At 73.3% G+C, this 22,094-nt stretch carries 23 protein-coding genes; 11 read left to right on the top strand and 12 right to left on the bottom strand.

Annotated features, from left to right (window positions below; translation table 11 throughout):
- Position 1: 1 nt before the first annotated feature.
- Positions 2–730 carry a ZIP family metal transporter gene (locus ACZ619_RS03180; RefSeq protein ID WP_469593445.1) on the bottom strand — a complete coding sequence of 243 codons (729 nt, stop codon included), beginning with the start codon at positions 728–730 and terminating at the stop codon, positions 2–4.
- Between the two features lie 84 nt (positions 731–814).
- Here ACZ619_RS03180 and cobM point away from each other — a divergent pair, with 84 nt between their 5' ends.
- From cobM to cobC, 6 genes are read left to right on the top strand one after another with little or no spacing between them, the layout of a single operon-like run.
- Positions 815–1,645, top strand: a complete 831-nt coding sequence (cobM, locus tag ACZ619_RS03185) for a precorrin-4 C(11)-methyltransferase (protein ID WP_469593447.1) — start codon at positions 815–817, stop codon at positions 1,643–1,645.
- Entirely contained in the window at positions 1,642–2,886 is a 1,245-nt protein-coding gene (gene cbiE / locus ACZ619_RS03190) for a precorrin-6y C5,15-methyltransferase (decarboxylating) subunit CbiE (protein WP_469593449.1), read from the top strand. Before cobM ends, cbiE begins: the two co-directional genes overlap by 4 nt.
- Positions 2,883–4,586: a precorrin-3B C(17)-methyltransferase gene (cobJ, locus tag ACZ619_RS03195; RefSeq protein WP_469593451.1), complete on the top strand. Its 1,704-nt coding sequence runs from the start codon at positions 2,883–2,885 to the stop codon at positions 4,584–4,586. The genes cbiE and cobJ overlap by 4 nt, the downstream gene beginning before the upstream one ends.
- Positions 4,583–5,173 (top strand): precorrin-8X methylmutase, encoded by a 591-nt coding sequence (locus ACZ619_RS03200; RefSeq protein ID WP_469593453.1) that lies wholly within the window; start codon positions 4,583–4,585, stop codon positions 5,171–5,173. The genes cobJ and ACZ619_RS03200 overlap by 4 nt, the downstream gene beginning before the upstream one ends.
- On the top strand, positions 5,170–6,096 hold the full coding sequence (locus ACZ619_RS03205) for a sirohydrochlorin chelatase (RefSeq protein WP_469593455.1): 927 nt from the start codon (positions 5,170–5,172) through the stop codon (positions 6,094–6,096). Before ACZ619_RS03200 ends, ACZ619_RS03205 begins: the two co-directional genes overlap by 4 nt.
- Entirely contained in the window at positions 6,086–7,162 is a 1,077-nt protein-coding gene (cobC, locus tag ACZ619_RS03210; protein WP_469593457.1) for an Rv2231c family pyridoxal phosphate-dependent protein CobC, read from the top strand. The genes ACZ619_RS03205 and cobC overlap by 11 nt, the downstream gene beginning before the upstream one ends.
- Before the next feature lie 57 nt (positions 7,163–7,219).
- Here the strand turns inward: cobC and ACZ619_RS03215 are convergent, their stop codons facing one another.
- From ACZ619_RS03215 to ACZ619_RS03240, 6 genes are all read right to left on the bottom strand, one after another.
- The gene (locus ACZ619_RS03215) at positions 7,220–8,152 is read right to left on the bottom strand and encodes an SCO1860 family LAETG-anchored protein (protein ID WP_469593459.1); all 933 of its coding nucleotides are present in this window, start codon (positions 8,150–8,152) and stop codon (positions 7,220–7,222) included.
- 142 nt (positions 8,153–8,294) lie between these two features.
- Entirely contained in the window at positions 8,295–9,386 is a 1,092-nt protein-coding gene (locus ACZ619_RS03220) for an amidohydrolase family protein (protein WP_469593461.1), read from the bottom strand.
- Between the two features lie 5 nt (positions 9,387–9,391).
- Positions 9,392–10,018 carry a hypothetical protein gene (locus ACZ619_RS03225; protein ID WP_469593463.1) on the bottom strand — a complete coding sequence of 209 codons (627 nt, stop codon included), beginning with the start codon at positions 10,016–10,018 and terminating at the stop codon, positions 9,392–9,394.
- A gap of 46 nt (positions 10,019–10,064) precedes the next feature.
- The gene (locus tag ACZ619_RS03230) at positions 10,065–10,853 is read right to left on the bottom strand and encodes an amino acid ABC transporter ATP-binding protein (RefSeq protein WP_469593465.1); all 789 of its coding nucleotides are present in this window, start codon (positions 10,851–10,853) and stop codon (positions 10,065–10,067) included.
- Positions 10,850–11,683 (bottom strand): amino acid ABC transporter permease, encoded by an 834-nt coding sequence (locus tag ACZ619_RS03235; RefSeq protein WP_469593467.1) that lies wholly within the window; start codon positions 11,681–11,683, stop codon positions 10,850–10,852. Before ACZ619_RS03235 ends, ACZ619_RS03230 begins: the two co-directional genes overlap by 4 nt.
- Positions 11,680–12,534, bottom strand: a complete 855-nt coding sequence (locus tag ACZ619_RS03240; protein WP_469593469.1) for an ABC transporter substrate-binding protein — start codon at positions 12,532–12,534, stop codon at positions 11,680–11,682. The genes ACZ619_RS03235 and ACZ619_RS03240 overlap by 4 nt, the downstream gene beginning before the upstream one ends.
- 198 nt (positions 12,535–12,732) lie before the next feature.
- On the opposite strand from ACZ619_RS03240, the gene ACZ619_RS03245 reads away from it, so the two are divergent.
- From ACZ619_RS03245 to thpD, 5 genes are all read left to right on the top strand, one after another.
- Entirely contained in the window at positions 12,733–13,839 is a 1,107-nt protein-coding gene (locus ACZ619_RS03245) for a pyridoxal-phosphate-dependent aminotransferase family protein (RefSeq protein WP_469593471.1), read from the top strand.
- A 239-nt stretch (positions 13,840–14,078) separates the two neighbouring features.
- A complete protein-coding gene (ectA, locus tag ACZ619_RS03250; RefSeq protein WP_469593473.1) occupies positions 14,079–14,594 on the top strand; it encodes a diaminobutyrate acetyltransferase in 516 nt (171 codons plus the stop codon).
- Between the two features lie 12 nt (positions 14,595–14,606).
- Positions 14,607–15,878 (top strand): diaminobutyrate--2-oxoglutarate transaminase, encoded by a 1,272-nt coding sequence (gene ectB, locus ACZ619_RS03255; protein ID WP_469593475.1) that lies wholly within the window; start codon positions 14,607–14,609, stop codon positions 15,876–15,878.
- Between the two features lie 31 nt (positions 15,879–15,909).
- Positions 15,910–16,308 (top strand): ectoine synthase, encoded by a 399-nt coding sequence (locus ACZ619_RS03260; RefSeq protein WP_384484205.1) that lies wholly within the window; start codon positions 15,910–15,912, stop codon positions 16,306–16,308.
- A gap of 3 nt (positions 16,309–16,311) precedes the next feature.
- The gene (gene thpD / locus ACZ619_RS03265) at positions 16,312–17,199 is read left to right on the top strand and encodes an ectoine hydroxylase (protein ID WP_469593477.1); all 888 of its coding nucleotides are present in this window, start codon (positions 16,312–16,314) and stop codon (positions 17,197–17,199) included.
- Positions 17,200–17,266: 67 nt separating this feature from the next.
- Here thpD and ACZ619_RS03270 read toward each other — a convergent pair whose 3' ends face one another.
- From ACZ619_RS03270 to ACZ619_RS03290, 5 genes are all read right to left on the bottom strand, one after another.
- Positions 17,267–18,328 carry an aminotransferase class V-fold PLP-dependent enzyme gene (locus ACZ619_RS03270; protein ID WP_469593478.1) on the bottom strand — a complete coding sequence of 354 codons (1,062 nt, stop codon included), beginning with the start codon at positions 18,326–18,328 and terminating at the stop codon, positions 17,267–17,269.
- A gap of 97 nt (positions 18,329–18,425) precedes the next feature.
- Positions 18,426–19,142, bottom strand: coding sequence for a DsbA family oxidoreductase (locus ACZ619_RS03275; RefSeq protein WP_469593480.1), 717 nt, complete (start codon positions 19,140–19,142; stop codon positions 18,426–18,428).
- A 76-nt stretch (positions 19,143–19,218) separates the two neighbouring features.
- On the bottom strand, positions 19,219–19,725 hold the full coding sequence (locus ACZ619_RS03280) for a GNAT family N-acetyltransferase (protein WP_469593482.1): 507 nt from the start codon (positions 19,723–19,725) through the stop codon (positions 19,219–19,221).
- A gap of 44 nt (positions 19,726–19,769) precedes the next feature.
- The gene (locus tag ACZ619_RS03285) at positions 19,770–20,378 is read right to left on the bottom strand and encodes a DUF1349 domain-containing protein (RefSeq protein WP_469593484.1); all 609 of its coding nucleotides are present in this window, start codon (positions 20,376–20,378) and stop codon (positions 19,770–19,772) included.
- Positions 20,379–20,526: 148 nt separating this feature from the next.
- Positions 20,527–22,056 carry an aldehyde dehydrogenase (NADP(+)) gene (locus ACZ619_RS03290; RefSeq protein ID WP_469593486.1) on the bottom strand — a complete coding sequence of 510 codons (1,530 nt, stop codon included), beginning with the start codon at positions 22,054–22,056 and terminating at the stop codon, positions 20,527–20,529.
- Between the last annotated feature and the right edge of the window lie 38 nt (positions 22,057–22,094).

Here is a 22,094-nt window from a genome sequence, read left to right on the forward strand (position 1 = left end):
GTCAGCCCGAGATGCCCACGACCAGCCAGATGAACGCCGCGCCCGCCACCGTGCACAGCAGCGTCGAGCGGGCCGGGTGCTCGTGGTGGGCCTCGGGCAGGATCTCGGCGGCGGCGAGGTAGAGCAGGACACCGCCGAAGAGGCCGAGATAGCCGCCCAGCACCTCCTCCGGGATGGTCAGGAAGATCGTGGAGAGGGCGCCGACGACCGGTGCGCAGGCGTCGGCGAACAGCATCGCCACCGCCCGGCGGCGGGCGTTGCCGTACAGGCTCGTGATGGTGAAGGTGTTGAAGCCGTCCGCGAAGTCGTGGGCGATGACCGCCAGCGCGACGGCCGTGCCCATGCCGCCGCCCACCTGGAAGGCCGCGCCGATGGCCACGCCGTCCATCGCGCTGTGGCCGACCATCGCGGCGGCCGCCGTCAGGCCCACCTCGGGCGCCCGGTGACCGTGCTCGTCGCCGCCGTGCGCGGCCTGGCGGGCGGCGAGGGTCCGCTCCACCAGATGGGCCAGCAGGAAACCGGCCACGAACAGGAGCAGGGCCGCCGGTACGCCGAAGATCTCGCGGTCGGCCGCGCGCAGCGCCTCCGGCAGCAGGTCGAGGCCGACCACCCCGAGCATCAGTCCGCCGGCCAGGCCCAGGACCAGATGGCGACGGTCGGTCACGCGCTGTGCCGTCCAGCCGCCGGCCAGCGTCATCAGGAACGCGCCGAGCGCGACGAAGACCGCCATCTGCCCTTGGTATCCGATGGACCCGCCTCAGCGCACATCCAGCAGCACCCGTAACACCCTTTGTCCAGAGAGGACCGAAATTTCATGGCCGATGCCGCAGCCGCCGCCCCCGCCGGCAAGGTGACCTTCGTCGGCGCCGGCCCCGGCGCCGCCGATCTGCTGACCTTCCGGGCCGCGCGCGCGATCGCCGAGGCCGATGTCGTGATCTGGGCCGCGAGCCTGGTCCAGGAGGAGGTCCTCCGGCACGCGCGCGAGGACGCGGAGATCCTCGACTCCGCGACGATGTCGCTGGAGGACGTCGTCGCCGTCTACGAGCGGGCCCGCGCCGACGGGCTGCGGGTCGCCAGGATCCACTCCGGGGACCCGGCGCTCTGGGGCGGCACCCAGGAGCAGGTGGACCGGTGTGCCGCGATCGGCGTCGAGGTCGAGATCGTGCCCGGCGTCTCCTCCTTCTCGGCCGTCGCCGCGCTCGCCCGGCGCGAGCTGACCATTCCCGAGGTCGCCCAGTCCGTCGTGCTGACCCGGCTCGGCGGCGGCAAGACCCCGATGCCGCCCGGCGAGGAGGTCCGGGAGTTCGCCCGGCACGGCACCACCATGGCGGTCTTCCTGTCCGCCGCCCGCAGCGGGCAGCTGGTCCGGGAGCTGCTGGAGGGCGGCTACCCGACGAACACGCCCGTCGTCGTCGCCTACCAGGCGACCTGGCCGGAGGAGCTGATCGTGCGGTGCACGATCGAGACGCTGGAGGAGACGGTGAAGGAGCACAAGCTCTGGAAGCACACCCTCTTCCTGGTCGGCCCGGCCCTGGACGCCCGGGGCACCCGCTCGCACCTCTACCACCCCGGCCACTTCCACGGCTTCCGCAAGGCCGACCCCGAGGCCCGGCGGGCGCTGCGCGAGCGGGGAGCGAGTACGTGATCACGGTCGTCGGTACGGGGACGGGCACGCCGGTCCCGCCCGAGGCGCTGGCCGGGGCCGAGCTGGTGGTCGGCGGGCTGCGGCACCTGGAGGCGGTACGGCTGCCCCCGGGCTCCGAACGGGTCGTCCTCGGGCCGCTGGCCCCCGCGCTCGACACCGTCGAGGAGTACGTCCGCAAGGACCGCTCCGTGGCCGTGCTGGCCTCCGGCGACCCCGGGTTCTTCGGGATCGTGCGGGCGCTGGCGGAGCGGTTCGGGGCGGACGCGCTGGACGTGCGGCCCGGTGTGTCCTCCGTGGCGACCGCGTTCGCGCGGATCGGGCTGCCCTGGGACGACGCGGTCGTGGTGAGCGCGCACGGACGGGACCCGCGGACGGCGGTGAACGTCTGCCGGGCGCACCCGAAGGTGGCGGTGCTGACCGGACCGGGGGCGGGTCCGGCGGAGCTGGGCGCGGCGCTGCGGCAGGCGCCGGGCTCCGGCGCGCGTTGCCTGGTCGTCGCCTCGGCGCTCGGTTCCGCGCGGGAGCGGCTGGAGCGGGTCACCCCGGCCGAGGCCGCCGCCCGGGACTGGGGACCGGACGTCAGCGTGGTGCTGTGCCTGGACGGGACCCGGGCGCTCGGTGGCGTCCGTACGGTCGCCGGAGCCCTTGCCGCGCCCGCCGGATGGGCCCTGGACGAGGGCGAGTTCGCCCACCGCGACTCGATGATCACCAAGTTCGAGGTACGGGCGCTGGCGCTGGCCCGGCTCGGGCCCCGGCCGGGCGACCTGGTCTGGGACGTCGGCGCGGGCTCCGGGTCCGTGGCGGTGGAGTGCGCCCGGCTCGGCGCCGCCGCCGTCGCCGTGGAGCGGGCGGCGGACGGGGTCGGCCGGATCACCGCCAACGCGCGGGCGCACGGCGTGTACGTGGACGTGGTGCACGGATCGGCGCCGGACGCGCTGGCCGCGCTCCCCGACCCCGACGCCGTGTTCGTCGGCGGGGGCGGGGCCTGTCTGCCCGCCGTCGTCACCGCGTGCGCGCAGCGGGCCCGGCGGACGGTGGTGGTCGCGATGGCCGCCCTGGACCGGGTGCCGGCGGCCCGCGCGGCGCTGACCGGTGCCGGGTTCACCTGCGACGGGGTGCTGTTGCAGTCCTCGCGCCTCGCGCCCCTGCCGGGTGATGTGACCCGGCTGGCGGCGACCAATCCCGTGTTCCTGCTGTGGGGGTCCCGGATCCCCGTCCCTGAAGAAGGAGTTGCTCTGTGATCGGCCTCATTTCCGCCACCGCGGCGGGGGCGGCGGCGCGCGACCGGCTGGCCGCGGCGTGGCCGGACCGTGCCCGGGTGTACGACGGTCCCGTCGGGGACGCCGTGCGGTCCGCGTTCGCGGAGTGCGAGCAGCTGGTGTGTTTCCTGGCCACGGGTGCGGTGGTGCGGCTGATCGCCCCGCTGCTGGACGGCAAGTCGGCCGACCCTGGGGTGGTGTGCGTCGACGAGGGCGGCCGGTTCGCCGTGTCGCTGCTCGGCGGTCACGGCGGCGGCGCGAACGAACTCGCCCACGAGGTCGGTGAGTTGCTGGCCGCTCAGCCGGTGGTGACGACGGCCACCGACTCCGTCGGACTGGCGGGGCTCGACACCCTCGGCCTGCCCGTGGAGGGTTCGGTGGCGGCCGTGTCGCGGGCGCTGCTGGACGGCGAACCGGTCGCGCTGCGCGCCGAGTCGCCCTGGCCGCTGCCTCCGCTGCCGCTGGCCGAGGAGGGTGCCTACACGGTCCGCCTGACCGACCGCGCGGTCGAACCAGCCGAGAACGAGGTGCTGTTGCGCCCGCCGTCCCTCGTCGTCGGTGTCGGCGCCTCCAGGGGCGCCCCCGCGGACGAGGTGCTCGACCTGGTCGGCGCGGCCCTGCGGGAGGCGGGGCTGTCCCCCCGCAGCATCGCCGAACTGGCCACCGTCGACGCCAAGGCCGGGGAGCCGGGGATCGTCGAGGCGGCCGCGCGGCTCGGGGTGCCCGTGGTGACCCACTCCGCCGAGGAGCTGGCCGGGGTCCGGGTGCCCAACCCCTCGGACGCCCCCCTCGCCGCCGTCGGCACCCCGTCCGTCGCCGAGGCCGCCGCGCTGGTGGGCGGCGGTGAACTCCTCGTCCCCAAGCGGAAGTCGGTGCGCGAGGACGGCCGGCCCGCCATGGCGACCTGTGCCGTCGTACGGCGTCCCGGGCGCGGCCGGCTCGCGGTGGTCGGGCTCGGGCCGGGCGCCCGCGACCTGCTCACCCCGCGCGCCAGGGCCGAACTGCGGCGCGCCTCCGTACTGGTCGGGCTCGACCAGTACGTCGACCAGATCCGCGACCTGCTGCGGCCCGGGACCCGGATCCTGGAGTCGGGGCTCGGCGCCGAGGAGGAGCGGGCCCGGACGGCCGTCGCCGAGGCGCGGGCCGGGCAGGCCGTCGCGCTGATCGGCAGCGGGGACGCGGGCGTGTACGCGATGGCCTCGCCCGCGCTGGCCGAGGCCTCGGACGACATCGACGTGATCGGTGTGCCCGGTGTCACCGCAGCGCTCGCCGCCGGGGCGATCCTGGGCGCGCCGCTGGGCCACGACCACGTCTCCATCAGCCTCTCCGACCTGCACACGCCGTGGGAGGTCATCGAGCGGCGGGTGCGGGCGGCCGCCGAGGCGGACATCGTCGTGACGTTCTACAACCCGCGCTCCCGCGGCCGTGACTGGCAGCTGCCGAAGGCGCTCGCGATCCTCGCCGGGCACCGCGAGCCGTCGACGCCGGTCGGTGTCGTGCGCAACGCCTCGCGCCCCGACGAGTCGAGCCGGCTGACCACCCTGGGCGCGCTCGACCCGGCGTGGGTCGACATGATGACCGTCGTGACCGTGGGCAACACCGCGACCCGGGACATCGCCGGGCGTATGGTCACCCCGCGCGGCTACCGCTGGCAGGAAGGCTCTCAGGAGGAGGCCGAGTGAACCGGGTCGTGCACCCCATCGAGCAGGAGTCCTTCCGGCGGCTGCGCGCCCGCCTGGACACCTCGCACTTCCCGCCGCTGACCCGGGCGGTGGTGGAGCGGGTCATCCACTCCGCCGCCGACCTGGAGTACGCGGCCGACCTCGTGACCGACGAGGGCGCCCTGGAGAAGGCCCACGCGGCGCTGCACGCCGGGGCGCCGGTCGTCGTGGACGTGGAGATGGTCGCCGCCGGCATCACCCGCCGGGAGACGGTCTGCCGGCTGCGGGACGCCGTGGCCGGGCCGGGGCTGACCCGTTCGGCACACGCGGTCCGGCTGGCGTACGAGCAGGTCGGGCCGGGCGCCCTCTGGGTGATCGGCTGTGCGCCGACCGCCCTGGAGGAGCTGCTGACGCTGGACGCCGCCCCCGCGCTCGTGATCGGTCTGCCGGTAGGTTTCGTCGGCGCGGCCGAGTCCAAGGCCGCGTTGCGGGAGAGCGGACTGCCCGCCGTGAGCAACGTGTCCGAGAAGGGCGGTTCGGCGGTCGCCGCCGCCGCGCTCAACGCCCTGCTGTACCACCCTGTTTCGCATACCGAGGAGAAATCGTGACCACCCCGCCGCCCGCCCTGCTCATCGCCGGCCACGGCACCCGGGACGACGCCGGGGCCGAGGCGTTCCGTGACTTCGTCAGGGAGCTGGGGCGCCGCCACCCCGAACTGCCCGTCGCGGGAGGCTTCATCGAGCTGTCCCCGCCGCCGCTGGGCGAGGCCGTCACCGAGCTGGTGGAGAAGGGGGTGCGCCGGTTCGCCGCCGTACCGCTGATGCTGGTGTCCGCCGGGCACGCCAAGGGCGACATCCCGGCCGCGCTCGCCCGCGAGAAGGAGCGGCACCCGGGGCTGTCGTACACCTACGGCCGTCCGCTGGGTCCGCACCCCTCGCTGCTGGCGGTCCTGGAGCGGCGGCTGGACGAGGCGCTGGGTGCCGACGGGGGGCGTACCCCGCTGGACCGGGAGGACGTGACCGTGCTGCTGGTCGGGCGCGGTTCGACCGACCCCGACGCCAACGCCGAGGTGCACAAGGCGGCCCGGCTGCTGTGGGAGGGGCGCGGGTACGCCGGTGTGGAGACGGCGTTCGTGTCGCTGGCGGCGCCGGACGTGCCCGGCGGGCTCGACCGGTGCCTGAAGCTGGGGGCGCGCCGGATCGTGGTCCTGCCGTACTTCCTGTTCACCGGGATCCTGCCGGAGCGGGTGCGGCAGCAGGCCGAGGGCTGGGCGGCCGCGCACCCGGAGGCCGAGGTGCGTACGGCGGACGTCATCGGGCCCGAGCCGGAGCTGCTCGACCTGGTGATGGAGCGCTACCGGGAGGCGGTCGAGGGCGATCTGCGGATGAACTGCGACTCGTGCGTGTACCGGATCGCGCTGCCCGGGTTCGAGGACAAGGTCGGTCTGCCGCAGCAGCCGCACTTCCACCCGGACGACGACGGTCACCATCACGGGCACCATCACCACGGCGGACACGCCCATGCACACTGACGGGGGCTCCAGACAGACCCACGATCTGCGGCACCACGGCGACGCCGAGGTCCGTGACGACGGCTCCGCGCTCGTCGACCTCGCGGTCAACGTGCGCGGCGGGACTCCCCCGGTCTGGCTGCGGGAGCGGATCGCCGGGTCGCTGGGCTCTCTCGCGGCCTACCCCGACGGGCGGGCCGCGCGGGCGGCGGTGGCGGCCCGGCACGGGCTGCCGGTGGAGCGGGTGCTGCTGACGGCGGGCGCGGCGGAGGCGTTCGTCCTGCTGGCGCGGGCGCTGGAGGTGCGCCGGCCGGTGGTCGTGCACCCGCAGTTCACCGAGCCGGAGGCGGCGCTGCGGGACGCCGGGCACTCGGTGGACCGGGTGCTGCTGCGGGAGGCCGACGGCTTCCGGCTCGATCCGGCCGCTGTCCCCGAGGACGCCGACCTGGTGGTGATCGGCAACCCGACCAACCCGACGTCCGTGCTGCATCCCGCCGGCGCGCTGGCCCGGCTCGCCCGGCCCGGGCGGACCCTGGTGGTGGACGAGGCGTTCATGGACGCGGTGCCGGGTGAGCGGGAGGCGCTGGCCGGGCGGACCGACGTACCGGGGCTCGTGGTGCTGCGCAGTCTGACGAAGACGTGGGGGCTGGCCGGGCTGCGGATCGGCTATGTGCTCGCCGCGCCGGACGTCGTCGCCGGGCTGGAGCGGGCGCAGCCGCTGTGGCCGGTGTCGACGCCGGCGCTGGCGGCGGCCGAGGCGTGTGTGGCGCCCCGCGCGCTGGCGGAGGCGGCGCACGCGGCGCACCGGATGGCGGCCGACCGGGCCCATCTCGTGGCGGGGCTGGAGGAGTTCGCGCCGGAGGGGGTGCGGGTGGCGGGTCCCGCGGAGGGGCCGTTCGTGCTGGTGCGGGTGGCGGGGGCCGAGGCCGTGCGGCGGCAGCTGCGGGCGCTGGGGTACGCGGTGCGGCGGGGGGACACGTTTCCCGGCCTCGACGGGGAGTGGGTGCGGATCGCCGTGCGCGACCGGGTGACGGTGAACGGGTTCCTACAGGCGTTCGACCAGGCGCTGACGCTGGTGCGCGGCTGAGGGAGCCGCGCGGCGGCAGCCGCACACCGGCTGCCGCCCCGGGCACCCCGCGGGGTGCTATCGGCGCCGTCGGGCCAGGGTCAGCGCTCCGCCGCCGCCCACCAGCAGCGCCAGCGCCCCGCCCACCAGGTACGGCGTCACCGGACTCCCGCCCGTCTCGGCCAGCTTGGTCTCCTTGACCGGGGCCCCTTGCGCCCTGACGTCGGTCACCGGTTTCGCCGGGTCGGCCGGTTTCGCCGGGTCGGCCGGTTTCGCCGGGTCGGCCGGTGCCTTCGGGGTCTCGCAGGTCGCCTTGGCCAGGGTCAGCGTCCCCTCGACGTCCGCGACGTTCAGCTTGAGCGGGTCGACGGAGACCTTGAGTTCGAGGGCGCTGGCGGCGGCCGTGGTGGACGTCGTCTCGCGCTTGGACAGGTCGAGGCGGACCTCGCCGACGCCGGGGACCCTGACGTCGGTGGGGCCGCCCGCGCTCAGCGTCACCCGCCTGCCCAGCACGGTGACGGCGCCGAGCACGTCGGCCGTGGCCTCCGGCCGCCTGCCGGTCTCGCAGGTGGCCCTGGACGTGACCGCGTCGAGTTCGACGAGGGACAGCAGGGGCAGGCCGGGCAGGTGCAGCCGGGCGTGGGAGAGGTGCACCGAGCCCTCGGCGCGTCCGTCGGAGACCGTCGCCTTCGCGGCGGCCACGTCGGCGCCGAGGACGCTGAACGGCTTGCCGTCGTCGACTCCGTCGAGGGTGGCGGTGAGCCCGGTGCGGTCGGCGCTGCGCGGTGCCTGGACCTCGTTCAGGGAGACCGCGAGCGGGACGTTCACGGTCTTGTCCAGGAGCGACACGTCCAGGGCGGTGCGCAGTACGACGGCGCTCGCGCGGCCCTGTCCGGTGGTCGCGTGCGCGGCGCCCGCGCCGGCCAGGACCGCGGGACCTGCGGCCAGGACCGTGGCCGCCGCGACGGTCGCGAGACGGCGTGCGGGCATGCGGAAGGTATGGCTGTTCAAGGTGGTGGGACCCCCAGAGGAAACTTGCTCGGGACCCGCCAAGAATTACGCACCGAGAGTGAAGGGTCAGCGATCCCGCGTGACTTCACTCATTAGTGGACTTTCCGTGAATCTATTCGAACCGGCATGCACAGCAGTTCCTTTACTCGACGACCCGCCCGTTCAGCACCACCCGTCGGGGGGACGCGAGGACGCGCACGTCGGCGCGCGGGTCGCTCTCGTACACCACCAGGTCCGCCGGTGCGCCCTCCTCCAGGCCGGGCCTGCCGAGCCAGGCGCGGGCCGCCCAGCTGGTCGCGGCGAGCGCGTCGGCCGGCGGGATTCCGGCGGTCACCAGCTCGGCGACCTCGGCGGCGACCAGACCGTGGGCGAGGGAGCCGCCGGCGTCCGTGCCGACGTACACCGGGATGCCGGCGTCGTAGGCGTCGCGGACGGTGTCGTAGCGGCGTTCGTGGAGCCTGCGCATATGGGCCGACCAGCGCGGGAACTTGGCCTCGCCGCCCGCCGCCAGGTCGGGGAAGGTGGCGATGTTGACGAGGGTGGGGACGATCGCGACCCCGCGTTCGGCGAAGAGCGGGATCAGGTCCGCCGTCAGTCCCGTCGCGTGCTCGATGCAGTCGATGCCCGCCTCGACCAGGTCCCGCAGGGAGTTCTCGGCGAAGCAGTGGGCGGTGACCCGGGCGCCGAGCCGGTGGGCCTCGGCGATGGCCGCCTCGGCCGCGTCGCGGGGCCAGCTGGGTGCCAGGTCGCCGAGGTCGCGGTCGATCCAGTCGCCGACCAGCTTGACCCAGCCGTCGCCGCGCCGGGCCTCCCGGGCGACGTGGGCGACCAGCTCCTCCGGCTCGATCTCGTGGGCGTAGTTCCTTATGTAGCGGCGGGTGCGGGCGATGTGCCGGCCGGCCCGGACGATCTTCGGGAGGTCGTCGCGATCGTCGACCCAGCGGGTGTCCGAGGGCGAACCGGCGTCCCGGATGAGGAGGGTGCCGGCCTCACGGTCGGTGAGCGCCTGCTTCTCGGCCGTCGCCGCGTCGACCGGGCCGTGCGGGCCGAGGCCTACGTGGCAGTGGGCGTCGACGAGGCCGGGGAGGGTCCAGCCCTCGACGGTCCGGACGTCACGGACGCCGGCGGGGCGGTCGTAGGAGATCCGGCCGCCCACCACCCACAGTTCGTCGCGGACGTCCTCGGGCCCCGCGAGGATCCGGCCCTTCACGTGCAGCACCGCTCGATCGCTCATGGGGGTCAGCCTAGGACGACGGGAAGTCCCCGATCGATGCGGCTCAGCAGCCGGCCGCCGTGCACGCCGGGGGCGTCGAAGGGGCGCGGGTCGTCCTCGCCGTCGGCGCGGAGCACCTCCGGGACGAGGACGGCGGCCGGGTCGACGTCCTGGGCGAGGTCGAGGTAGCGGGGCGCGACGACGGGGCCGTGCAGGGTGCCGCCGACGAGGTCGGGGCAGAACCCGCCGGACAGGACGGTCGCCCTGGCCCGCAGATCGCGCTCGATCATGACGAGCTTGTCGGTCATGTTGCCGATGAAGGCGTCCACGGTGACGCTGCCCAGCACCAGCAGCTTGGCGTCGCCCTCCAGGTAGACGTTGGCGGCGCGCAGGTCGCCCAGGACGACCAGGGCCGGGCAGCCGTCGTCGAGGTTGACGATGTTGCCCTCGACGGTGAGGTCGCCGTCGACCACGATCCCGGTCCCGGACGTCTCGGCGGCGTCCAGGTCCAGCTCGCCGGTGATCGTGTGCGGTCCGGGGAGCACGTCGTAGGGCTCCTCGTAGAGGTTCTCGTACGACGACCCGGGCAGCCCGCGCCGCTCGAACAGGGCGACGGCGTCGTCCCAACCCTGCTCCAGGTGCTGTGTGTTCATGGCGGAACCCTCGCACACGGCACCGACACCGGGGTCCGTCGGGCGGTCAGTGCCCGTCCGGCCGGTCCGGGGTCTCCTCCTCCATCCGGGCCATGGCCGGGTCGAGGAGCCGGGAGAGGAAGTGGCGGGTGCGGTCGTGGGCGGGGTCGCCGATGACCCGGCCGGGGGTGCCGTCCTCGACCACGACCCCGGCGTCCATGAAGACGACCCGGTCGGCGGCCTCCTTCGCGAAGGTCATCTCGTGGGTGACGACCATCATGGTCATGCCCTCCCGGGCCAGCATCCGCATGACCGCGAGGACGTCCCCGACCAGTTCGGGGTCGAGGGCCGAGGTCGGCTCGTCGAAGAGCATCACCTCGGGGCCCATCGACAGGGCGCGGGCGATGGCCACGCGCTGCTGCTGGCCGCCGGAGAGGGAGGCGGGGTAGGCGCCGGCCTTCTCGGAGAGGCCGACCCGCCGGAGGTTCTCGGCGGCCACCTTCGCCGCGGTCCCCCTGTCCCGCCGCAGGACCCGGCGCTGGGGCAGCGTGAGGTTCTCGGTGACCGTGAGGTGCGGGAAGAGGTTGAACTGCTGGAAGACCATGCCGATACGGCGGCGTACGGCGTCGATGTCGACGTCGGGGTCGGTCAGCTCGGTGCCGCCGACGAACACCTGGCCCCGGGTGGGCTCCTCCAGCAGGTTGAGGCAGCGCAGGAGGGTCGACTTGCCGGAGCCGGAGGGGCCGATGACGCAGACGACCTCGCCCTGTGCGATCTCCAGGTCGATGCCGCGCAGCACCTCGTTGCCGCCGAACGACTTGTGCAGGCCCCTGACCTCGATCTCGGGTCGGCTCATGTGACGGCCTCCCGGGCCTTGGCCTCCATGCGGCGCACGACGAGGCCGAGCGGGATCGTGACCAGCAGGTAGCACAGGCCGGCGACGAGGATCGGCGTGGAGTTGGCGGTGGTGCTGGCCAGGTCACGGCCGTACTTGGACAGTTCGCGCTCCTCCAGGGTGACGCCGAGGAAGAGCACCAGGGAGGAGTCCTTGAAGAGCAGGACCAGTTCGTTGGTCAGCGGCGGGAGGATGATGCGGAACGCCTGCGGGACGACGATCGAGGCCATCGCGCGTGCCGGCGAGAAGCCCAGTGAACGGGCCGCCTCCAGCTGGCCCCTGGGGACCGCCTGGATGCCCGCGCGGATCGTCTCGGCCATGTAGGCGGCGGCGACCAGGCCGAGCGCGAGGGCCACCTTGCCGTAGGTGCCGCCGACGATCTCCGTGCCGGGGAAGGCGAGCGGGACGGCGACGCCGATGAAGATGAAGATCAGCAGGGCGGGCAGGCCCCGGAAGATCTCGATGTAGACGCCGGCCAGCCAGCGGTACGGGCCGACCGACGACAGGCGCATCAGGGCGATCACCATGCCGAGGGCCAGTCCGACGGCGAAGCCGGACAGGGTGTAGAGCACGGTGTTCTTCAGGGCCGGCGTGATGACGTCCGGGAACATCCGCCGGGCGATGTCCCACTGGGCGAACTGGTTGTGGAGCCGCCCCCAGTCGGCGCCGGCCGCGAAGGCGGCCACGGCGGCGACGAAGACGACGTACTGCGCGCCGCGTGACAGGCGGCGTTTCCGACGCCGGGTCAGGCCCTTCCTGCGGGGCTGGAGTTCCGTGTCGGCGGCGGTCATGAGGCGGACGGGAAGGCGGCCGCCGCGTCGTAGGGGCCGATCCACTTCTCGTAGAGCTTCCTGTAGGTGCCGTCGGCCTTGGCGTCGGCGATCGCCCTGTCGACGGCGGCGAGCAGTCTCGTGTTGCCCTTCTTCACCGTGAAGCCGTACTGCTCACCGGTGTCGATGTCGTCGGCGACCCGGAAGGCGTCGGCGTCGGCCTTGTTCCCCAGCCAGCCCTGGACCACGGGGTAGTCGATGACGACGGCCTTGACCTGGCCGGTGCGCAGGCCGTTCAGGACGGCGTCGGAGGACTCGAAGGAGACCGGGTCGAAGCCGTGCTCGCGCACGTAGTCCTCGCCGGTGGTCTGCGCCTGGGCGCCGAGCCTGACCTTCGCGGCCCTGGCGCCGGCGAGCGAGGTGACGCCGCTGTCCGCCGTCACGAGCAGGGCCTGGGTGGCGTCGAAGTACGGGGCGGAGAAGTCGACGTTCTTCTTGCGTTCGGCGGTGATGGTCATGCCGGCCGCGGCCACGTCGCACTCGCCGGAGTCGAGGAAGGCGCCGGTCTTGAAGTTCTCGAAGGGCGTGTCGAGGATCCGCTGCTTCACGCCGAGGCCGGCGGCGACCAGGTCGATCATCGACACGTCGAAGCCCTGCACCTTGCCGTCGATCTCCGACTGGAACGGCGGGTAGGGCAGGTGGGTGCAGGTGGTGAGCTGCCCGGCCTTGACCAGTTCGACGCCGCCCGCGGCGGTCCTGGAGGCGCTGGAGCCGTTGCCGCTCGACGTGCAGGCGGCCACGAGGGCCAGCCCGGCCGCGGCGGTGGCGGCGGCCAGCGCGCGGGGCCGGCGGTGCCCGGGGAGCGTGGTCACGAGACCTCCGGAAGTCTGCGAGGAAGCTTTGAATTCCGTTTCTGCGGGTTCCGATCATAAGGAGATGTTTGGGTCTCTCAAATAAAACCGATGGCCACAGGGCCGTCCGGCCTAAGAAGTCGCCGGTCGGAGCCGGTGAGCTACCTGCCGGTTACGCTCATCTGGATCCACCCTTCCGAGACCGAAGAGAGCACCGCCGTGACCCACCCCTTCCTCGACCTGCCTCCGCTGAGCGCCGCACACTTCGCCGCGATCGAGGACCGCGTGGCCCGGCTGCTCGACACCCGGCAGGACGTCGTGATCATGCAGGGCGAGGCGCTGCTGCCGCTGGAGGGCGCGATCAGGGCGACGGCCGGGCCCGGCACGACCGCGCTGAACGTGATCACCGGCCCGTACGGGCAGACCTTCGGGAACTGGCTGCGGGACTGCGGCGCGACCGTGATCGACCTCGCCGTGCCGTTCCACACGGCGGTGACGGCCACGCAGATCCGGGAGGCGTTCGCCGCGCACCCGGAGATCGACTTCGTGTCCCTGGTGCACGCCGAGGCGGCGACCGGAAACACCAACCCGGTCGCGGAGATCGGCGAGGCGGTGCGGGAGCAGGGCGCCCTCTTCTACCTGGACGCGGTCGCCTCGGTCGGCGCCGAGCCGGTGCTGCCGGACGCGTGGGGCGTGGACCTGTGCGTGATCGGGGCGCAGAAGGCGATGGGCGGCCCCGCGGGGGTCTCGGCGGTGTCGGTGAGCGAGCGGGCCTGGGCCCGGATGGCGGCGAACCCGCAGGCCCCGCGCCGTTCCTACCTCTCGCTGCTGGACTGGAAGGAGCGCTGGGTCGACGGCGGCCGCAAGGCGCTGCTGCACGCGCCGGCGCAGCTGGAGATGCTGGCGCTGCAGGCGTGCGTGGAGCGGATCGAGGCGGACGGCCTGGAGACCGTGATGGCCCGGCACCGTACGGCCGCGCTGGCCACCCGGGCCGGGGCGGCGGCGCTGGGCGGCGGTCTGGAGCCGTACGTGTACGCGGAGGCCGACGCGGCGCCGGTCGCCACCACGCTGCGGGTGCCGTCGGACGTGGTGGCCGCGGAGCTGGTCGCCGAGGCCCTGGCGGCCGACGGCACGCTGCCGCTGGCCGCGGGCGGAGGCGCGCTCGCCCGGGAGATGATCCGGGTCAACCACTACGGGGTCGACGCCACGGTGGGCGCGGTCCAGTCGAGCCTGGCCGCGATCGGCGCGGGCCTCGCGAAGCGGGGCCTCGCGGTCGACCTGGAGCGAGCCCGCCGCGCGGCCGAGTCCGCCTGGCGGCAGGAATAAATTCAAGGCAATTCCGAATTCATTTCCGGAGGATGGCTTACCCGAGTTCTTCTGCCCGCTTTTTGCGGAGCTAAACAGGGCGAATTTCATCCAGGTTTCAGCCATGTGACACACCCCACATAACTGGGCTATTTACCCGCTTTGGGGTGGGTCATATCGGCACATAAGTGCACGGCCGGTCAAGGTGGCGACACCTCCCTCCGTGCACTTTTGCATTTGCCTCGCTAAATTCAATCCGCATGACCGCACCACAGGCAGACCTGACCGTCGAACGCCCGACGGTGACCGACGGCGCCGCTCTCTGGCGTATCGCAAGGGATTCCGGAAACCTCGACCTGAACTCGTCGTACAGCTATCTGCTGTGGTGTCGGGATTTCGCCGGCACGTCGGTGGTGGCACGTGGTGCGGACGGTGAGCCCGTGGGCTTCGTGACCGGGTACACCCGCCCGGACCGCCCGGACACCCTGCTCGTCTGGCAGGTGGCCGTGGACGCCGCGCAGCGCGGACGCGGCGTCGCCGCCCGGCTCCTCGACGGACTGACCGCACAGGTCGCGGCCGAGCGGGAGCTCACCGCGGTCGAGACCACCATCACGCCCGGCAACACCGCCTCGGAGCGGCTGTTCACCTCGTTCGCCGCCCGGCACGGCGCCGCCGTCGAACGCTCGGTGCTGTTCCAGGCCGACGAGTTCCAGGACGGCCCGCACGACCCCGAAGTCCTGTACCGCATCGGCCCGTTGACCCCCACATCCCACTGAGGAGCCCTTGCCGTGACCATCACCCAGCCTGACCTGAGCGTCTTCGAGACCCTGGAGTCCGAGGTCCGCAGCTACTGCCGCGGCTGGCCGACCGTCTTCGACCGCGCCCGGGGCAGCCGGATGTACGACGAGGACGGACACGGGTACCTGGACTTCTTCGCCGGCGCCGGGTCTCTCAACTACGGCCACAACAACCCCGTGCTGAAACGGGCGTTGCTCGACTACCTGGAGCGCGACGGGGTCACCCACGGCCTGGACATGTCGACCACCGCCAAGCGGTCGTTCCTCCAGACCTTCCAGGACCTGGTGCTGCGCCCGCGCGACCTGCCGTACAAGGTGATGTTCCCGGGGCCGACGGGCACGAACGCCGTCGAGTCGGCGCTCAAGCTCGCCCGGAAGGTGAAGGGGCGCGAGGCGATCGTGTCGTTCACCAACGCCTTCCACGGGATGTCCCTCGGCTCGCTCGCGGTCACCGGCAACGCCTTCAAGCGGGCCGGGGCCGGCATCCCGCTGGTGCACGGCACCCCGATGCCGTTCGACAACTACTTCGAGGGCACGGTCCCGGACTTCCTGTGGTTCGAGCGGCTCCTGGAGGACCAGGGGTCGGGGCTCAACAAGCCCGCCGCGGTGATCGTGGAGACCGTGCAGGGCGAGGGCGGCATCAACGTCGCCCGGCCCGAATGGCTGCGCGCCCTGAAGGAGTTGTGCGAACGGCAGGACATGCTGCTGATCGTCGACGACATCCAGATGGGCTGCGGACGGACCGGCGCCTTCTTCTCCTTCGAGGAGTCGGGCATCACCCCGGACATCGTCACCGTCTCGAAGTCCATCAGCGGCTACGGGCTGCCCATGTCGCTGTGCCTGTTCCGGCCCGAGCTGGACGTCTGGGAGCCGGGCGAGCACAACGGCACCTTCCGCGGCAACAACCCCGCCTTCGTCACCGCGACCGCCGCCCTGGAGACCTACTGGACCGACGGCCCGGCGATGGAGAAGCAGACCCGGACCAAGGGCGAGCAGATCGAGCAGGGGCTCATCGCGATCGTCGAGGAGAACCTCGCCGACGTGAAGGAGTACCGGGGGCGGGGCCTGGTGTGGGGCCTGGAGTTCCACGACAAGGAGCGTGCCGGGCGGATCGCGGCGCGCGCCTTCGAACTCGGGCTGCTCATCGAGACGTCGGGGCCTGAGAGCGAGGTCGTCAAGCTGCTCCCCGCGCTGACCGTCACCCCCGACGAACTGGACGAGGGCCTCAGCGTCCTCGCCCGGGCCGTCCGGGAAACCGTCTGACCTGGATCGAACAAGGAGGCTGTACCCCACCGTGATCGTCCGATCGTTCAAGGAAATCGAAGGCACCGACCGCCATGTGAAGGCCGCGTCCGGGACCTGGGAGAGCAAACGCATCGTCCTCGCCAAGGAGCGGGTCGGCTTCTCGGTCCACGAGACGATCCTGTACGCGGGCACCGAGACGTCGATGTGGTACGCCCACCACATCGAGGCGGTGGTCTGCGTCGAGGGCGAGGCCGAGCTGACCGACCGCGAGACCGGGACGTCGTACACGATCACGCCCGGGACCATGTACCTCCTCGACGGCCACGAGCGGCACACGCTGCGCGTCAAGGAGGACTTCCGCTGCATCTGCGTGTTCAACCCGCCGGTCACCGGCCGGGAGGACCACGACGAGAACGGCGTCTATCCCCTGCTGACGGAGGAGGGCTGACCCATGACCACGCTCACCGACCTCTACCCGAGCCGCGGCCCCGCCGAGGTCGCCGTCCCCCGCAAGGACCCCGTGGTCTGGTCGGGGCCGGACGCTCCCGGGCCGATCGCCACGGCCGAGCTGGCGGCGTTCGAGCGCGACGGCTTCCTCGCCGTCGAGCAGCTGATCGGCGAGGACGAGATCGCCGGGTACCGGCGGGAGCTGGAGCGGCTGATCGCCGACCCGGCGATCCGCGCCGACGAGCGCTCGGTCATCGAGCCGCAGTCCAAGGAGATCCGCTCCGTCTTCGAAGTCCACCGGCTCAGCGAGGTGTTCGCGGACCTGGTGCGCGACGAGCGGGTGGTCGGCCGGGCCCGGCAGATCCTCGGCTCGGACGTCTACGTCCACCAGTCGCGGATCAACGTCAAGCCCGGCTTCGGGGCCAGCGGCTTCTACTGGCACTCGGACTTCGAGACCTGGCACGCCGAGGACGGGCTGCCGAACATGCGGACCGTGTCGGTCTCGATCGCGCTGACCGAGAACCACGACACCAACGGCGGCCTGATGATCATGCCGGGCTCGCACCGGACGTTCCTGGGCTGCGCCGGCGCCACGCCCAGGGACAACTACAGGAAGTCCCTCCAGATGCAGGACGCGGGCACGCCGTCCGACGAGGCGCTCACCGCGATGGCGGGCGAGTACGGCATCAAGCTGTTCACGGGCCGGGCCGGTTCGGCGACCTGGTTCGACTGCAACTGCATGCACGGCTCCGGCGACAACATCACGCCGTTCCCGCGCTCCAACGTCTTCATCGTGTTCAACAGCGTGGAGAACGCGGCGGTGGAGCCGTTCGCGGCACCGGTACGGCGGCCGGAGTTCATCGGGGCCAGGGACTTCACGCCGGTGAAGTGACCCCTCGGGCACCGGGCCGGGACCTCCTCGTGTGGGACGGGGGGTCCCGGCCCGGCCGTGTCGCGGGTCAGCCGGCCAGGGCGTTCAGCAGGCGGTCGACGTCGGCGGGCGTGTTGAACAGGTGGAAGGCCGCGCGCAGGTTGCCCGCGCGGTCGGAGACCTCGATGCCGGCCCGGCTGAGGTCGGGCTGGCGGCGGCCGAGCCCGGGCACCGAGACGATCGCCGAGCCGGGGGCGGACAGGGGCAGGTGACCGAGCGAGGCGAGCCCGTCGCGGAAGCGGTCGGCGAGGGCCACGTCGTGGGCGTGGACGGCGGGCAGGCCGAGTTCCTCGATCAGTTCCAGCGAGCGGCGCAGGCCCGCGAACGTGAACAGCGCGTGCGTCAGGTCGAACCTCCGTGCGGAGTGGGCGAGTTCGGCGACCGGGCCGTAGCAGCTGTCCCAGGGCCGCTCGCCCGCGACCCAGCCCGCGAGCAGCGGGGTCAGCCCGCCGAAGTCCTCGGGGACCGTGAGGAAGGCCGCGCCGTGCGGGCCGAGCAGCCACTTGAAGGTGACCGTCGCGGTGTAGTCGTAGGCGTCCGCGTCCACCGGCAGCCAGCCGACGGCCTGCGAGAAGTCCACGTAGGTGCGGGCCCCGTGCGTGCGGGCGGCCTCCCGCACGGCGGCCAGGTCGGCGAGGCGTCCGTCGGCGGACTGGGCGGCGCTGACCGCGACCAGCGCGGTGCCCGGGCGGACGGCCTCGGCGATCCGCTCCAGCGGCACCGAGCGGACCTTGAGGTCGCCGCGGACGTGGAACGGGTTGAGGACGGAGGTGAAGTCGTCCTCGGCGGTGAGGACTTCGGCACCGGCCGGCAGCGAGGCGGCGATCACCCCGGAGTGCGCGGCGACCGAGGCGCCGGCCGCGACCCGGGTCGCCGGGACGCCCACCAGCCGGGCGTAACCGGCCCGGCCGGCCTCCACGTCCTCGTACAGCGGGGTGAGCGGCCGGCCCTCGGCGCGCAGCAGTGCCGCCTCGTGCAGGGCGGCCACCGTGCGGGCGGGCAGCAGGCCGTTGCCGGCGGTGTTCAGGAAGGTGGTCCTGGGGGCGAACTCGGCGCGGACGAGGCTGTCGAACGTCTCCGTGGTCTCCATGGCTCCACTCTGCGGCCCACGGAAGTGACAGTCCATCGCGGATTGTTACCGGGATCCTGTCAGAGATGCTTATACATCGGCGCCGACCTGGCGTTTCTCAGTTCTGCGGCACCGCGCACCCGTCCGGCCCACAGGCCTCGGCACCGCCCTCGTCGATGAGCTTCAGCGGGGAGCGCGCGTCCCACGCCTGGCTGAGCGCCTGGGCGAAGAGCTCGGTGGGCTGGGCGCCGGAGACGCCGTACTTGCGGTCGAGGACGAAGAAGGGCACCCCGTTCGCGCCCAGCTCGGCGGCCTCGCGCTCGTCGGCGCGGACCTCGTCGGCGTAGGCGGCCGGGTCGGCGAGCACCGCGCGCACCGCGTCCGCGTCCAGCCCGGCCGCCACGGCCAGCTCGACGAGCCGCTCGTCGCCCTCGCTGAAGACGGACCGCTCCTCGGCGAAGTTCGCCCGGTAGAGGATCTGGATCAGCTCGTCCTGGCGGCCCCGCTCCCCGGCGAGGTGCAGCAGCCGGTGCATGTCGAAGGTGTTGCCGTGGTCCCGGTCCCGGGTGCGGTACTCCAGGCCCTCGGCGGCGGCCTGGGCGCCCAGGTTGTCCTCGCCCGCCTGGGCCTGCGCCCGGCTCATGCCGTACTTCTTGGTGAGCATCGCGAGCACCGGCTGGACGTCGCCCTTGGCGCGGCCGGGGTCCAGCTCGAAGGAGCGGTGCACGACCTCGACCTCGTCACGGTGCGGGAAGGCGGCCAGTGCCTTGTCGAAACGGGCCTTGCCGACGTAGCACCAGGGACAGGCGATATCGGTCCATATCTCGACGCGCATGCTCTCGGCTCTTCTCCAGGTCGTACGGTCACGGGGGCCTTCCCCGCTCCGTACGTGAACGTTCAAGCAGCGGCTTTCATTCCCCGCGCACGGCGTACCGCAGCCCCAGGTGGTGGTCGCCGTCGGCGGGCGGGCTCTGCGGGTCCGGCTGCCAGCCCCGGCGGGCGTAGAAGGCCCGCGCCCGCAGGTTGTCCGTGTGCACGTCGAGCACCGCCGTCCGCTTGCCGTCGGCCCGCCACTGCTCCACGCAGGCGGCGTGCAGGGCGGTGCCGATCCCGGCCCGCCAGTGGCCGGGGTCGACGTGGAACTGGTAGAGCTTCACCGTTTCGGCGGGCGCGTCCTGCGGTGTCCGGAAGGAGGCGATGCCGACGAGCTCGCCCTGCCGGACGGCGCCCAGCACATGCGCGTCGGGCCGCAGGATCACGCCCCGCCAGGCCTGAGCCCAGTCCACGTCGCCCTGCGGGACGCCGTCGGGGTAGTAGGTCGACCGGGCCCGCAGATGCAGCTCGACGACGGCGTCGACCTCCGCCGCCACAACGGTCCGGATCACCAGTGGCCCGCCGCTTCGTTTCTCACCGATCATGCGACGGAAGACGTGCCGGGAGCGGCGGCGGTTCCTGCGGACCGTCAGCTGCCGTCGCGCAGATCGGCCGGCCAGTCCGCGCGGAACTCGATGTGGTCGTAGGTCACCACGCACCCCTCCCCGATCGGCGACTGGGTCATGAAGCCGACCAGCGCGGCCGCCGTCTCCTTCTCGCCGCCCAGTGTGAACAGCCGCACGAAGGTCCACCGCCTGCCGTCGCGGGAGGCGTGGAAGGCCAGCGCCCGCCCGGTCCGGCTGACCCGCAGCCACACCGAACTCCCCTCCACGGTGAAGGCGTTGGAGTCGTCGGAGTGTCCCCGGGTGACCACCGTGCAGACGGTGGGCACGTCCGGCGAGTTCTCCAGGCAGAGCTTGGCCCAGGCCCGGTCACCGACGTGGACGTAGAGCACCCCCGCGTCGAAGGCCGCGCCGAACCCGACGGTGACGCGGGCTATCAGCTGGAAGTCGCCCTCGGGCGCCCCCAGCAGCCGGGGCGCGTCGGACGCGGGATCCAACGCCTCCCCGGTCGGCGACACGAACCGGTCCTGCCGGGCCCCGGCCCACCCGGTGAGCACACCGTCCTCGTGGAACCAGTGCCCGTCGGGGCCGTAGGTGCGGAGGGGGAAAGGGAGTTCGGGAAGTTCCAGGTCCATGGCGGAAGTGTGTCAGCAGAAACCTCTCCGGATGCGCGGGGGCAGCCGCGTCCGAAGGGGCGCGGGGAACCGGGCGGGTCACCCCGTCGAACCGGCGCCCCGCGACGCGCCCCGCACCCCGCACCCCGCACCCCGCACCCCGACGGCCCTACCGCTCCAGCACCCCGTTGAACCGCCGGGGAAGCCCCAGCGGGTTCTCGTCCCGCAGCTCCGCCGGCAGCAACGCGGCCGGCGCCCCCTGGTACGCCACCGGCCGCAGCCACCGCTCGATCGCCGTACCGCCCACCGACGTGGACGTGGAGGTGGTCGCCGGGTACGGCCCGCCGTGATGCTGGGCCGGCGCCACGGCGACCCCGGTCGGCCACCCGTTCACGAGCACGCGCCCGGCCAGCGGCGTCAGCTCCGCGAGCACCTCCGCCCCGGCGCCCTCCCCGGCGGCCTCCTGTGCCGACAGGTGCACCGTCGCCGTGAGGTTGCCCGGCAGCCGCGACAGCACCGCCGTGGCCTCGCCCCGGTCCTCGTAGCGGACCACGACGGTCACCGGCCCGAAGCACTCCTCCAGGAGCAGGTCGTACGCCCCCGCCTCGGCCAGCCGGCTCGCCGCCACCGTGAGGAACCCCGCGCTGACGGTGTGCTCACCGCCCGCGCCCGGCGTCACCGGGCTGTCCACGTCGGGGAGTCCGGCGCGCTCGGCGACCCCGGCGATGAAGTTGTCCCGCATCCGGTGGTCCAGCAGGACACCCGCTTCCGTGTCGCTGACGGCGTCCGTGAGGGACTTGACCAGGCCGTCGCCGCCCGCGCCGGCCGGCACCAGGACGAGGCCCGGCTTCACGCAGAACTGCCCGACGCCCAGCGTCATCGACCCGGCGAGCCCGGTGCCGATCTCCCCGCCCCGCTCGGTGGCCGCGGCCTCCGTGACGAGGACCGGGTTCAGGGAGCCCAGCTCGCCGTGGAACGGGATCGGCACCGGCCGCGCGGCGGCCGCGTCGAACAGCGCCCGGCCGCCCCGGACGGAACCGGTGAACCCGGCCGCGGCGACCAGCGGGTGCCTGATCAGCTCGATGCCGGCCTGGAGGCCGTGCACCAGACCCACGGCCTCCGCGGGGATGCCGTGCTCCGCGGCGGCCCGCCGCAGCACCTTGGCGACCAGCTCGGACAGGGCCGGGTGGTCGGGGTGGGCCTTGACGACGACCGGGTTGCCCGCGGCCAGCGCGCTCGCGGTGTCACCGCCGGCGACCGAGAAGGCGAAGGGGAAGTTTGACGCCGAGTAGACGGCGACGACACCCAGCGGGACCTTGTAGCGGCGCAGGTCCGGGATGGGCGGGGTGGCCGTGGCGTCGGGGTGGTTGATGACGACGTCGAGGAACGCGCCCTCGTCGACGATGTCCGCGAACGCCCGCAGCTGGTAGGCGGTACGGGCGAGTTCGCCGGTCAGCCGGACCGGGCCGAGCGCGCTCTCCGCGTCGGCGGCCTCGACCAGCTGCTCCTTGGCCGCTTCGAGTCCGGCGGCGGCGGAGCGCAGGAAGGCGGCGCGGACCGTGCGGTCGGCCAGGGAGCCGCGAGCGGCGTGCGCGGCCGTGACGGCGGCGTCCACCTCTTCGGCTGTGGCCTCCACCGCAACCTGCTCACGCTGCTTCCCGGTGCGCGGGTCGACACTCCAGACTGGTGCTGCTGCCACCGCGGGTCCCTCCATGAGTTGCGTTTCTGCCGCAGTAT

The sequence above is a fragment of the Streptomyces sp. NPDC104367 genome (assembly GCF_055583825.1).

Excerpts from the sequence above, each read along its gene's own strand:
- ACZ619_RS03285 (WP_469593484.1), bottom strand. The coding sequence starts at position 20,378 with ATGGACCTGGAACTTCCCGAACTCCCTTTCCCCCTCCGCACCTACGGC.
- ACZ619_RS03270 (WP_469593478.1), bottom strand. The coding sequence starts at position 18,328 with ATGGAGACCACGGAGACGTTCGACAGCCTCGTCCGCGCCGAGTTCGCC.
- ACZ619_RS03230 (WP_469593465.1), bottom strand. The coding sequence starts at position 10,853 with ATGAGCCGACCCGAGATCGAGGTCAGGGGCCTGCACAAGTCGTTCGGC.
- ACZ619_RS03180 (WP_469593445.1), bottom strand. The coding sequence starts at position 730 with ATGGCGGTCTTCGTCGCGCTCGGCGCGTTCCTGATGACGCTGGCCGGC.
- ACZ619_RS03220 (WP_469593461.1), bottom strand. The coding sequence starts at position 9,386 with ATGAGCGATCGAGCGGTGCTGCACGTGAAGGGCCGGATCCTCGCGGGG.
- cobC (WP_469593457.1), top strand. The coding sequence starts at position 6,086 with ATGCACACTGACGGGGGCTCCAGACAGACCCACGATCTGCGGCACCAC.
- ACZ619_RS03225 (WP_469593463.1), bottom strand. The coding sequence starts at position 10,018 with ATGAACACACAGCACCTGGAGCAGGGTTGGGACGACGCCGTCGCCCTG.
- ectA (WP_469593473.1), top strand. The coding sequence starts at position 14,079 with ATGACCGCACCACAGGCAGACCTGACCGTCGAACGCCCGACGGTGACC.
- cobM (WP_469593447.1), top strand. The coding sequence starts at position 815 with ATGGCCGATGCCGCAGCCGCCGCCCCCGCCGGCAAGGTGACCTTCGTC.
- ACZ619_RS03235 (WP_469593467.1), bottom strand. The coding sequence starts at position 11,683 with ATGACCGCCGCCGACACGGAACTCCAGCCCCGCAGGAAGGGCCTGACC.
- ACZ619_RS03275 (WP_469593480.1), bottom strand. The coding sequence starts at position 19,142 with ATGCGCGTCGAGATATGGACCGATATCGCCTGTCCCTGGTGCTACGTC.
- thpD (WP_469593477.1), top strand. The coding sequence starts at position 16,312 with ATGACCACGCTCACCGACCTCTACCCGAGCCGCGGCCCCGCCGAGGTC.
- ACZ619_RS03280 (WP_469593482.1), bottom strand. The coding sequence starts at position 19,725 with ATGATCGGTGAGAAACGAAGCGGCGGGCCACTGGTGATCCGGACCGTT.